Annotated in this window: 12 protein-coding genes; 9 read left to right on the top strand and 3 right to left on the bottom strand. The window is 61.0% G+C overall.

The genetic code is table 11. From position 1 onward, the window contains the following. Nucleotides 1–14 precede the first annotated feature (14 nt). The 3 genes from ACTHUY_RS07995 to tdh all read right to left on the bottom strand — a co-directional run bounded on the left by ACTHUY_RS07995 (nt 15) and on the right by tdh (nt 2,807). Nucleotides 15–272: a FitA-like ribbon-helix-helix domain-containing protein gene (locus ACTHUY_RS07995; protein ID WP_441654094.1), complete on the bottom strand. Its 258-nt coding sequence runs from the start codon at nt 270–272 to the stop codon at nt 15–17. Nucleotides 273–537: 265 nt separating this feature from the next. Further along, a complete protein-coding gene (locus ACTHUY_RS07990; RefSeq protein WP_441678393.1) occupies nt 538–1,737 on the bottom strand; it encodes a glycine C-acetyltransferase in 1,200 nt (399 codons plus the stop codon). Then, entirely contained in the window at nt 1,734–2,807 is a 1,074-nt protein-coding gene (tdh, locus tag ACTHUY_RS07985; protein ID WP_441654092.1) for an L-threonine 3-dehydrogenase, read from the bottom strand. The genes ACTHUY_RS07990 and tdh overlap by 4 nt, the downstream gene beginning before the upstream one ends. A gap of 278 nt (nt 2,808–3,085) precedes the next feature. On the opposite strand from tdh, the gene ftsY reads away from it, so the two are divergent. The 9 genes from ftsY (at nt 3,086) to rplS (ending at nt 12,117) form a co-directional block, all read left to right on the top strand. Then, entirely contained in the window at nt 3,086–4,273 is a 1,188-nt protein-coding gene (gene ftsY, locus ACTHUY_RS07980; RefSeq protein WP_441654091.1) for a signal recognition particle-docking protein FtsY, read from the top strand. A gap of 358 nt (nt 4,274–4,631) precedes the next feature. Further along, nucleotides 4,632–5,543, top strand: coding sequence for a ribokinase (gene rbsK / locus ACTHUY_RS07975; RefSeq protein WP_441675326.1), 912 nt, complete (start codon nt 4,632–4,634; stop codon nt 5,541–5,543). 314 nt (nt 5,544–5,857) lie between these two features. Next, nucleotides 5,858–7,408: a signal recognition particle protein gene (ffh, locus tag ACTHUY_RS07970; protein WP_441654089.1), complete on the top strand. Its 1,551-nt coding sequence runs from the start codon at nt 5,858–5,860 to the stop codon at nt 7,406–7,408. A gap of 226 nt (nt 7,409–7,634) precedes the next feature. Then, nucleotides 7,635–8,729, top strand: coding sequence for an amidohydrolase family protein (locus tag ACTHUY_RS07965; protein WP_441678392.1), 1,095 nt, complete (start codon nt 7,635–7,637; stop codon nt 8,727–8,729). Between the two features lie 168 nt (nt 8,730–8,897). After that, the gene (gene rpsP, locus ACTHUY_RS07960) at nt 8,898–9,329 is read left to right on the top strand and encodes a 30S ribosomal protein S16 (RefSeq protein WP_441654087.1); all 432 of its coding nucleotides are present in this window, start codon (nt 8,898–8,900) and stop codon (nt 9,327–9,329) included. Further along, on the top strand, nt 9,329–9,568 hold the full coding sequence (locus tag ACTHUY_RS07955; RefSeq protein ID WP_054952084.1) for an RNA-binding protein: 240 nt from the start codon (nt 9,329–9,331) through the stop codon (nt 9,566–9,568). Before rpsP ends, ACTHUY_RS07955 begins: the two co-directional genes overlap by 1 nt. Before the next feature lie 60 nt (nt 9,569–9,628). Next, nucleotides 9,629–10,219 carry a ribosome maturation factor RimM gene (gene rimM / locus ACTHUY_RS07950; protein ID WP_126703765.1) on the top strand — a complete coding sequence of 197 codons (591 nt, stop codon included), beginning with the start codon at nt 9,629–9,631 and terminating at the stop codon, nt 10,217–10,219. Nucleotides 10,220–10,221: 2 nt separating this feature from the next. Then, on the top strand, nt 10,222–11,619 hold the full coding sequence (gene trmD / locus ACTHUY_RS07945; protein WP_441675323.1) for a tRNA (guanosine(37)-N1)-methyltransferase TrmD: 1,398 nt from the start codon (nt 10,222–10,224) through the stop codon (nt 11,617–11,619). A 144-nt stretch (nt 11,620–11,763) separates the two neighbouring features. Continuing rightward, entirely contained in the window at nt 11,764–12,117 is a 354-nt protein-coding gene (gene rplS / locus ACTHUY_RS07940) for a 50S ribosomal protein L19 (protein WP_441675322.1), read from the top strand. The last annotated feature ends 33 nt before the right edge of the window (nt 12,118–12,150 follow it).

Genomic DNA, 12,150 nt, shown 5'->3' with positions numbered 1-12,150 from the left:
CGATCGATAGCTCTCTACGACGTTGGTTGTGCGGGGGCTGGCTGGTCAAAGTGGGCACAGCATGCAAGACTATCGCGCACCGGAATCGGCAGGCCGTCAATTCCAGCGGCACCTGTGGTAGCCAGAAGTAGTGCCATCCCGAAGTTTCGTTGCACGGCTGTCGTGAGAATGTCGCGAACCTCCGCTTCCACGGAGTGCCCGTGCTTCCTTGCCTGGACTTCGAGCTGACGCAGAACGCACCCACCGAGCCCGCGCACGATAACCGGCTCCATGGCGGAGCACCTCCTCCATGGCGGAGCACCTCCTCAACTTCTCAAGAGTCGAACCCCTCAATAACCGCAAGCGGAAGGCAACGGGCTATGCCAGGGCACGATCGACTTTCCGATCAAGAGCGAGCGGGGCACCGCAAGAAGACTCTTGCCATGCCCCGCAGACACGACCGACCCTGCTCGAACCCTAAGTCCTGGGAAACCGCGTTGTGGACATTTTGCAGGAACGGTGAATTGTTGACTCGGTTAGGTGGTTGTCGTTGATGGGTTACTTGCTGTCTTCTGCCTGGATTCGGTCCCGGGATGCGACGAAGGCGTCGACGCACGCATCGATGTCTGCCTCGGTGTGGGCCGCGGATAGTTGAACGCGGATCCTTGCTTCCCCTCGGGGAACAACCGGGAATGAGAAGGCGGTGACGTAGACCCCGAGCTTCAGCATGTCGTCGGCGATCTTCGAGGCAAGCAGCGCCCCGTCTTCTCCGGGGAACATGACGGCAATGATCGGGTGCGAGCCAGGCAGGAGGTCGAAGCCGTCGTGGGCCATGCGGGATCGGAAATGATCCGAGTTCTTTGTGAGCTGCTCCCGCAGATCATCACCTTCCTTCGCGAGGCGTAGAGCGACGCGGGCTCCGGCCACGAGGGACGGAGCAACGGCGTTGGAGAACAGGTAGGGGCGGCCGCGTTGCTTGAGCAGGTCGATGACTTCCTGAGGGCCCGCGACGTAACCGCCGGAAGCACCACCCAGGGCCTTGCCGAGGGTACCGGTGAGGATATCGACACGGTCCGCAACACCGGCTCGCGCGTGAGTTCCTGCGCCCTTTGGTCCGATAAAGCCGGTGGCATGCGAGTCGTCGACCGCCACGGCTGCTCCGTACTTTTCGGCGAGATCGCAGATCTCTTCGAGCGGAGCGAAGTAGCCGTCCATGGAGAACACGCCATCGGTGATGATGAGGATGCGCCGGGAACCCTGAGCATCCTTGAGTGCCTCTTCGAGCTGAGCCATGTCCCGGTTGGCGTAACGGAACCGCTTCGCCTTGGAGAGCCGAACACCATCGATGATCGAGGCATGATTGAGAGAGTCGGAGATGACTGCGTCATCGGCGGTCAGGAGGACCTCGAAGAGGGCCCCATTGGCGTCGAAGCAGGAGGGGAAGAGAATTGCGTCCTCGGTTCCCACATATTCCGCAATTTCCTTCTCGAGGTTGCGGTGCTCTTCGTGGGTGCCGCAGATAAAGCGCACAGAGGCTGCACCGAAGCCAGCATGATCAAGGCCATCGTGAGCGGCCTGAAGGATCTCTGGGTGGTTGGCAAGTCCCAGGTAGTTGTTTGCGCAGAAGTTCAGGGCAGGTCCCTGAGAGGTTGTGATGTGGGGGCCCTGCGCGGAGGTGAGGAGCCGCTCCCGTTTGGTGAGGCCTGCGGATTCGATGTCTGCCAGCTCGGTGGCGAGCTGGTCGGTGAACGTCATCATGAGTTTCTCCAATCGATGAGGACCTTGCCGGCGGTACCGGAAGAAGCAGCCTCGAAGGCCTTCTCCCAGTCATCGGCATGGAAGCGGTGGGTAATAAGAGTGCGGAGGGCCTCCCGTAGCGGCTTCGAGGACAGGAGGATGGTGGTGGCCGTGTACCAGGTGTCATACATTTCCCGGCCGTATACGCCCTTGATGGTGATCATGCGGGAAATGACGCGATTCCAATCGATCGCATAGGGAGCGGAAGGTAGGCCGAGCATGGCGATCTGACCGCCGTGCGTCACGTTGTCGATGATCGAAGCCATGGCACGCGGATTCCCCGACATCTCGAACGCGACGTCGAAGCCCTCCTTCATGCCAAGTCGCTCCTGGACCACTTCGAGGGACTGCCTCGCTGTGTTGACGAGGCAAACCTCGCCGTAACCATCGAAGGCCTTCTTGGCAAGATCGAGGCGTTCGTCGGAAATATCCGTCAGAACAACGTGGCGGGCACCGGAGTGCCGCGCGATCAGGGCCGACATGATCCCGATAGGACCGGCGCCGGTGATGACAACGTCCTCGCCGGTGAGCGGATACTGGAATGCCGTGTGTACGGCATTGCCGAAGGGATCGAAGATCGCTCCGAGCTCCGGATCGATCTCGGCGGGCTGGACCCACACGTTGTCGGCAGGGACCGTCACGTACGTGGCAAAGACACCGTTGCGATCCACCCCGATTGAGGAGGTGCGGATGCACATGTGGTGGCGGCCTGCCCGGCAGTTGCGGCACCTACCGCACACGACGTGCCCCTCAACGGAGACGCGGTTGCCGACCTGCAGTTCGTCCTTGCGGTCGCCCTGCGCCACGCCGTCGCCAATCTCAACGATCTCTCCAAAGAACTCGTGGCCGATGGTTTGTCCGTGGGAGACATGCTTCTGCGCAAAGTCATCCCACGAAAGAATGTGCAGATCTGTTCCGCAGAGCCCTGCGTACATGACCTTGATTTTGACCTCGCCCGGGCCTGCGTATGGCTCTGCGACATCGTGGAGTTCCAACCCTGGTCCCCGGTGTGGTTTCACCAGTGCTTTCACACCGTCCTCCTTCTATTGCGGTAGCAATACACTAGCGTGATATGGCGCCGGGGACCGGCCGAACGTCGAAGGAACGAATCGCAGAACTACCTCGGCTGGAGCTTCTCCAGCGTTCAATGAGAGCCAATGCCCACGGCCTCGACGGCATGTGGGGAAGACGGGTTCGTGCTTCCGCGATGTTCTTTTTGTGCCGTTGACGAGGGAAAAGAGCGGGGCTGGACTGTGAAGATTGCCCTTGCAAGGTGTACTCGCGCTAGAAGATAGGGGAAACTGGGAGCATGCCAGAAACGCTCTATATTGTTATCGCTGTTGTGGTCGTCCTTGCCGCGATCATCGGCCTCTATGCTGGGTCGAAGAAGCGCAAGTCTGACCGGTTCCGTCTGGACGAATCCACCACCCCCGTTATTACCGATGAGGAGGCGAGGGCCCAGGACGAGGCCGACGCCGCGGTCGGAACGCTCGATCCCGATGTCATCGAGGATGACGTATCGGTTGATGAGGCTCCGTCCGTTCCCACACTCGAACGCCCCGAATCCGTTCCTTCCCGCCTCCAGCGGCTCCGTGCCCGTCTTGCTCGCTCGGGCAGCATGGGCAAGGCCCTTCTTTCCATTCTTTCCCGTGGTGACCTTTCCGAGGACGACTGGGACGAGATCGAGGAAACCCTCCTGGCTGCCGACGTTGGCCTCGAGGCCAGCGACGAGCTCATGGAGAACCTCCGGACCGAGACCAAGGTGCGCGGCACCACCGATCCCGAGGTTGTCCGCGAGATCCTCCGTGAACAGCTCCTCGCCCTCGTGAATCCGGACATGGACCGCACGCTCGACACCGTCCCCGGTGTGGGTGACGACGGTGCGCACCACCCCGCCACCGTTCTCGTTGTCGGAGTTAACGGCACCGGCAAGACCACCACTATTGGCAAGCTTGCCCGCGTTCTCGTTGCAGAAGACAAGACCGTTGTCCTCGGTGCGGCAGACACGTTCCGCGCCGCCGCGGCCGATCAGCTAGCCACCTGGGGCGAGCGCGTGGGTGTCGACGTTGTTCGCTCCGACGTGGAGGGAGCCGATCCGGCTTCCGTCGCTTTTGAAGCCGTTGCCGAGGGCCGCCGCCAGGAAGTTGACGTCGCTGTTATTGACACGGCGGGCCGCCTCCAAAACAAGGCCGGCCTCATGGACGAGCTTGGCAAGATCAAGCGCGTCATGGAGAAGCAGGCGCCGGTCCGCGAGGTCCTCCTCATTATCGACGCTACGACCGGTCAGAACGCCATGTCCCAGGCCAAGGTGTTCTCCGAAGTCGTTGGCATCACCGGTATCGTCCTCACCAAGCTGGACGGCACCGCCAAGGGCGGAATCGTCATCAACGTGCAGCGCACCCTCGGTGTCCCCGTGAAGTTCGTGGGACTCGGCGAGGGAGCAGACGACCTTGCACCGTTCGATCCCGAAGGCTTCGTCGAGGCGCTCCTCTCGTAAGCATTCCGCTCGATTCACTCTTTGGTTGATGCCCTCCCCGGAGGGCATCAACTCTCTTACGGAACAGTTATCGCCCAGCGGGAGTTCGCCTCCCGCGTTGAGGGAATGCTGCCGACTGGTGCCCGAATCGAAGCTTGTTGCGAGGCAAAGCTGGTGACCGTTACCTCCTGTAGGAAGTTCTCCCTCCTGCCATCGAGCAAACAGCGGTGTTCGCGGCGTACACTCCGAGTATCGGGACAGCGGGATATCGACCCGACCGGGCACGGATGGTTACCCGCCTTCCTCATCGCTTCCCGCAGCTGGCTTTTATATTTCCCTTCAACCTCGCGTCGCTGTCGACGCGGCAGAAAGGTCCGTCATGGATATCGCAGTTGTCGGTTCGAACAACGTTGACCTCATTACCTACATTGACCGCATGCCGAAGGAGGGGGAGACAATCGAAGCCCCCGACTTCGAGATGGGATGCGGAGGCAAGGGCGCGAACCAGGCCGTCGCCGCCTCTCGCCTTGGGGCCACCGTCCGCATGGTCACCCGGGTAGGCAACGACATCTTCGCGGCAAACACCGTGAAGAACTTCGACGACAACGGGATCGACACCGAATGGGTTCTCGAAACCACGGGCAGCTCGGGGGTTGCCCCGATCTTTGTCGATAGGGAATCAAACAACTCGATCATCATCGTTAAGGGCGCGAACGGTCTTTTGTCGCCCAAGGATGTGGCGGATGCTGGAGATGCGATTGCGGAGTGCAAGCTCCTCGTCCTTCAGCTGGAGATCCCGCTCGAGACCGTTTATGCCGCTATCGACCTTGCTGTCGAGCGAGGTGTCCCCGTCCTTCTCAACCCGGCGCCTGCCGATACTCGTCTGGATCCCAAGTACGTCGCCAAGTGCACATACTTCGTTCCGAATGAAACGGAGCTCTCGCTTCTTGCCGGTAAGGATCTTGAGACCATCGAGGAGATCACCGAGGCCGGTAAGAAGATCCTCGCCGAATCCAAGCTCGAGAACATCATCGTGACGCTCGGCTCCCGCGGTAGCCTCTGGCTGACCGAGACCGACGAGGTCCTCATCGACTCAACGGTGGTCGAAGCAGTTGACTCCACGGGTGCTGGAGATGCGTTTATCGGTTGCTTCGCCACCCGAATCGTCAAGGGCGACAGCGTTCCGGATGCGCTGACGACAGCATCCCGCTACGCCGCTAACTCCGTCACGAAGAGGGGAACCCAGTACTCGTACGCAACCGCCGAAGAGTTTGAAAACTGGGCTCCGTAAGTCCAGGAAGTTGCGCCTTCTCGTAGGGTGAAAACCACACTAATTATTGGCGTTCAGCGGTACCGGCGGGGCGGTGCTCGGTTATTTCCGGCATTGCCCCGCCGGTTCACTTGTTCGGCGCAAGTCGAGACTGGTTCGCCTCGCCCGGGTGTGCGCCATGCTTGTTGGGGCAGGATCTCGTGGATGCTTCCTCAAGTCGCTAAGATGGTTGGGAACATTCGGGCGGCCCTGAGGCACTGTTCACGGGCTTGCCGGGTAGTAGTAGCGGACGAGAAACGGCTACCCTTAAACGAAGTCAAAGGAATAGGACGACTGTGTTTGCATCACTTTCTGATCGGATAACCGGCTCTTTTAAGCAGCTGCGCGGCAAGGGCCGTCTCTCCGAGGCGGACGTCGACGGGACGATCCGCGAGATTCGCCGTGCCCTTCTTGAAGCCGACGTGGCCCTGCCGGTCGTCCGCCAATTCACCGCGTCCGTCCGAGAGAAGTCTGTTTCTGCGCTGTCCTCGCAGGCCCTTAACCCGGCCCAGCAGGTCATTAAGATCGTCAACGACGAACTCGTTGAGGTCCTTGGCGGCGACACTCGTGAACTGAACTTTGCTTCGCACCCGCCAACAGTCATCATGCTGGCCGGCCTTCAGGGTGCCGGTAAGACCACGCTCGCTGGAAAGCTTGGCCTGTGGCTACGCGAGCAGGACAACAAGGTCCTCCTTGTAGCCTCCGACCTGCAGCGCCCCAACGCCGTCAACCAGCTCCAGATCGTGGGCGAGCGAGCAGGCGTGGACGTGTGGGCTCCCGAGCCGGGCAACGGTGTCGGTGACCCCGTTCAAGTGGCACGCTCAGGTGTTGAGCACGGTCGCCAAAACCACTACAACGTTGTCATCGTCGACACGGCCGGTCGCCTCGGTGTCGACGAGGAGATGATGGAGCAGGCGCGGAACATCCGGGATGCTGTCAACCCGAACGAGACCCTGTTTGTTCTGGACGCGATGATTGGTCAGGACGCAGTCCAGACCTCGATTGCCTTCCGCGACGGTGTTGGCTTCACCGGCGTTGTCCTGTCCAAGCTTGATGGCGATGCTCGCGGCGGCGCGGCACTCTCGGTCCGTGGCGTGACCGGTGTTCCGGTTCTCTTTGCCTCCACCGGTGAAAAGCTTGAAGATTTTGAGCGGTTCCATGCTGACCGCATGGCTTCCCGAATCCTCGACATGGGTGACGTTCTCACGCTGATCGAGCAGGCCCAGAAGGCCTACGACGAGAAGGAAGCCGAAGATCTTGCGGAGAAGATGGCGGAGGGAACGTTCACGCTGAACGACTTCCTGGCCCAGCTTCAGCAGGTCCGGAAGATGGGCTCCATGAAGAAAATGCTGGGCATGATGCCCGGCATGGGGCAGTTCCGTGACCAGCTCGAGAACTTCGACGAGCGCGAGATTGACCGCGTTGAGGCCATCATTCGTTCGATGACCCCGCAGGAGCGTCGCGACCCCAAGATCCTGAACGGCTCCCGCCGTCTCCGCATCGCCAAGGGCTCCGGAAGCACCGTCCAAGAGGTGAACTCCCTCATGGACCGGTTCGAGAAGGCCAAGACGATGATGCAGCACATGTCGAAAACGGGCGGCGGAGCCCCCGGCATGGGGTCGCTGCCCGGCATGGGCAAGCGTGCGAAGGCCCGTCAGCCAGCCGCCTCCAAGAAGAGGAAGTCGGCCAACAAGAAGGGCCGCTCCGGTAACCCCGCAAAGCGCGCACAGCAGGAGCGGGAGGCAGCTCAGAAGCGTGCCAACCAGCCCAAGGGATCCGCGTTCGGCGTCTCCAACCAGGGGGACGATACGCCGGACCTGAACGAGCTCGCCAAGTTCCTCCGATAGGGACGTGCCTGCGGTCGTTCCAGCGTAGGCACCTAGGACAGTCTGCTCCGGAGGCAGAAGGTGTACAACGTGTCGATCCGAGGCAGGTTGGACGTCCTAACGCCCGGGCCGCGGGTAGGGATTCCCAGCCGACAGGCCACTTAGCCTCAGAGCTGAGATAGTGACACTGCGTCGACAGAGCATTGGAAAACTGACCACACATCGCGACAGCGTAAAGGAGTAGGCCATGATCCACCTGACTGGAACGATCGTCCACGGGGGTGGAATAGCGCCCGAAGCCTGGATCGTCGATGGTGCGATCACTTACGTGAAGCCCGAGGGAGCGAAGACAGCAACCACAGTTCGTGGGTTCGCCATGCCGGGGTTGCTTGACGTGCACTGCCATATCGGCCTCGGCGCGGATATTCTCGTCGACCGTGAAACTGCTCTGCAACAGGCCGCTGATGTGGTGGCCAGCGGCGTCACTCATGTTCGCGACCTCGGCACCCCCGGCGACATGTCGTGGATCGATTTGGAACCCGGCGTTCCCAGGATCATCCACTGCGGGCGCCACATAGCTCGCCCGATGAGGTACCTGCGGGGGATTGCCCGCGAGATCGAACCCGCTGAGCTCCCGGGCGTTGTCGTTGACGAAGCCGCCAAGGCCGACGGCTGGGTAAAGCTCGTTGGTGACTGGATTGACCGATCCAAGGGCGCAGACTCGGACCTGGAGCCGCTCTGGCCGCGAGAGATCCTCATGGACGCGGTGCAGGCCGCCCACGAGGCCGGTGCCAAGGTTGCGGTCCACACCTTTGCGACGGAGACGATCGATGATCTGCTCGAGGCAGGAGTCGACGACATCGAGCACGGCACGGGCATGTCACCCGATCAGATGATCGAGGTCGCAAAGCGCGGCATTCTCGTAACCCCAACGGCCAATCAGGTTGAGACCTTCATCGATATTGCCAATCAGGCTGGCGCGAAGTATCCCGTGTACGGCAAGCGCATGAGACACATGTACGAGAACCGCAAGGAGCACATGGCTGCCATGGCGGACGCTGGTATTTCGTTGCTCATGGGCTCCGATGCTGGAAGCACGCTCTCCTACGGCACGCTACCAAGCGAGATCATCGCGTGTATTGATGCCGGCATTTCCGCGGACATCGCCATTGCCGCTGCCTCCTGGGAGGGGCGAGCACGACTTGGCCTTGCTGCCCTGGAAGAAGGAAGCCTGGCCGACGTGGTTGTTTATGCCGATGATCCACGGTCGAACCCCGAGCTTCTGAACTCCCCGCATGCCGTCGTGCTTGGCGGCCGGCTCGTGAGTGATGCCACGGAGTGAATGTCTCGTTACCGCTTGGGTTGATCGGCTGATTCTGGCAGAATTAGACGGCGTACCCGGCTTGACTTGGACCCTCTCACCAGGAATAGCCGTGTTCCGGAGACCGGGAGTCCGGGTCCCCACCTGACATCCGCGATCCATAACTCAGAACCAGGAGTGACCACACAAGTGGCAGTTAAGATTCGTTTGAAGCGCATGGGTAAGATCCATGCGCCGTTTTACCGTGTAGTTGTCGTCGACAGTCGCAAGAAGCGCGACGGTCGAGTCATCGAGGAGATCGGCAAGTACGATCCTCTTCAGGAGCCCTCGCTTATCGAGATCGACTCCGAGCGTGCACAGTACTGGCTTTCGGTCGGCGCTCAGCCGTCCGACGCGGTCCGCCGTCAGCTCCATATCACCGGTGACTGGGCGAAGTTCCGTGGCAAGGGCAACGCCGAAGGCGTTCTCGAGGTCAAGACCGTGACCGAGGAAAAGAAGGCTGAAGAGCGCAAGGCCGCTATCGCCGCCGTTCAGAACGACGCCGAGAAGCAGCGTGCCGCCAAGGCCGAGGCCAAGGTTGCCGCTGACGCCGAGGCAGAAGCACCGGCCGAGGACGCCTAATGCTGGCGGATGTTCTCGAGCACCTCGTGCGCGGCATTGTCGATAATCCCGATGATGTTCGCGTCGACTCGAAGCGCGGCAGGCGCGGGGAGACCCTCGAGGTCCGAGTCAATCCTGACGATCTCGGACGCGTCATTGGACGCTCCGGTCGGACAGCACGGGCACTGCGTTCCGTCATGTCGGCGCTCGTTGCTCGCGGCTCTGTCCGCGTAGACGTCGTCGAGACTGACCAGGCCTAATACATCTCAGGGTGCCGGCACGATTCTTATCGTGTCGGCACCTTCTTGTACTCTGGGAAAGTGCAGTTACGCGTAGCAGTTATCGGTCAGCCCCACGGCCTTAAGGGTGAAGTGCGGCTTGACGTCCGGACCGACCGTCCGGAAATTCGCCTGGCAGTCGGTTCGATTCTGGAAACGGACCCGCCCGAGGCGGGTCCCCTCACGGTGGCGAAGAACCGCACCTACAAGGACTCGTACTTCGTTCTCTTTGACGAGATCAAAGACCGCACCGCCGCCGAATCTATCCGCGGTGTCGAGCTCGTTGTGGAGACCGACGAAGAGGAAGAAACCGGTGAGGACGAATGGTACCGTCACGAACTCGTCGGCCTTGAAGCCCTCGACCCGGACGGGTACACGCTTGGCGTGGTGAAGGAACTTGAGATCATGCCGGGCCAGGACCTCCTCGTCGTGGAAGAGCCCGACGGTCTCATAACCCGCGTCCCGTTTGTTAAAGAAATCGTTACCGAGATCGACATTGAGGACAACTGCGTTATTATCGACGCGCCTCCCGGCCTGTTCTCCGAAGAGGAAATGGTGATCTCCGAGGAGACGGTCTCGGGTTCTTCGAAAAGCGATGATTCTCAGGATCATGCTTCTGAGGAAACGAAGTAACCATGCGCTTCGACATCTTCTCCGTCTTCCCCTCCTATCTCAACTCCCTGCGGCTTTCACTTGTCGGTAAGGCAACCGAAGGGGGCTCTATCGACATTCAGGTTCACGACCTGAGGGACTGGACCGAGGACCGACATCGTACCGTTGATGACACCCCCGTTGGCGGGGGTGCTGGCATGGTCATGCGTGCCGATATCTGGGGCAAGGCCCTCGACACTGCTTTCGACGCGGACCTGGGAACCGACTCCCCGCGCAGAGTGCTCGCTATCCCAACGCCTGCCGGATATCCGCTGACGCAGGAAATCTGCGTGGACCTCGCGGAGCGCTGCGATCAGATCGTTATTGCCTGTGGGCGCTACGAAGGCATCGACGCGCGGGTGGCTTCCCACTACGAGAAACTGGAGGGAGTCGAGGTCTTCGAATTCAGCCTCGGAGACTACGTCCTTAACGGGGGAGAGGTAGCCGCCCTCGCCCTTGTCGAGGCCGTTGCTCGTCTCGTTCCGGGAGTTATTGGGAATCCCGAATCTCTCGTCGAAGAATCGCACGGCAGCGCAGGGCTTCTCGAATACCCGAGCTACACGAGGCCGCTCGACTGGCGGGGCGAATCGGTTCCCGCGATCCTCACCTCCGGCGACCACGGACGGGTCGCCAGGTGGCAGAGGGACGAAGCACTCCGCAAGACCGCACTGCGGCGCCCCGACATGATTGCCGCTCTCGAAGCTGCCGACCTTGACAGGCGGGACCGCGCCGCACTGGGCCAGCACGGCTGGTACTGGCCGAAAAAGGCCGAAATTGGCATGCATCCGTTCAAGCCGGTTGCGGAGATCCCAACCAACACGGACGCGGCTGGTGACTACAGCGAACTCGCGGCACGAACATTCCCGGACGCTTGCCCAAAGGGCATGTCGGATGCCGATATTCAGGCCTTTATCGCCAAGAATCTCTCGGTTGAGGCGTTCCAGAACTACATTTCATCCGAAGGGTGGGTCCTCGTTGGTGTACGGGACCACGATGGTTGCCTCATCGCCTATTCGCTGTGCCTCGTACCGGAGGGGGATGGTGCGGCGGGAGCCGATGAAGGTGCTCCGGTCGATGCTGAGCTGGCGGACGGTCCTCGTATCGGTCCTCTTGTGGAAATGTCGAAGTTCTATCTCGATCGGCCCTGGCGGGGGTCGGGTCTTGCCGGGTTGCTGATGACGGCGACACTGCAGGAATTAGCATCGGCAACCCGGTCGTGGGAGAGGCCCTACGTGTGGCTGGGAACAAACAGGGGAAACAGCCGGGCGCAGGCGCTTTACACGAAGCTCGGATTTGAGCCGGTGGGAAGCCGCTCTTTCCTTGTGGGTGAGCAGAATAACGAGGATATTGTTATGGCCCGAACTCTCGATGTGACATACTAGAACGCGCTGATCACTCGCTGACACAGTGCGCAAATCCTGCCGCAGGGGGAAGCGCATCGGCGAGAAACCACTAATCTTCGGCAGTTCCGCTGCCCTGAACATCGACTGTGACCTGCGCGCACGGACGGGAATAGAAGAAACACCATGCATAACCTCGACATTGTCGACAACAAGTCGCTTAAGTCCGACCTTCCGGAGTTCCGCGCCGGCGATACCGTCCGCGTGAACGTCAACATCATCGAAGGTAACCGCTCCCGTATTCAGGCCTTCCAGGGTGTTGTCCTGGCACGCCAGGGCACCGGCCTGCGCCAGACCTTCACGGTCCGCAAGATGTCGTTCGGTGTGGGTGTTGAGAGGACCTTCCCCCTCCACGCGCCGACCGTTGACTCAGTTGAAGTCATCACCCGCGGCCGCGTTCGCCGCGCCAAGCTCTACTACCTGCGTGATCGCCACGGCAAGGCTGCCAAGATCCGTGAGAAGCGTAACCACGCTAACTAGAAGACGTTATGCGGCCCGCCGGGACTATCCGGC

Source organism: Flaviflexus sp. (genome assembly GCF_052087705.1).
In the GTDB taxonomy this organism is placed as follows: Bacteria; Actinomycetota; Actinomycetes; order Actinomycetales; family Actinomycetaceae; genus Flaviflexus; species Flaviflexus ciconiae.
This window is presented reverse-complemented; position numbering and strand designations above follow the sequence as displayed.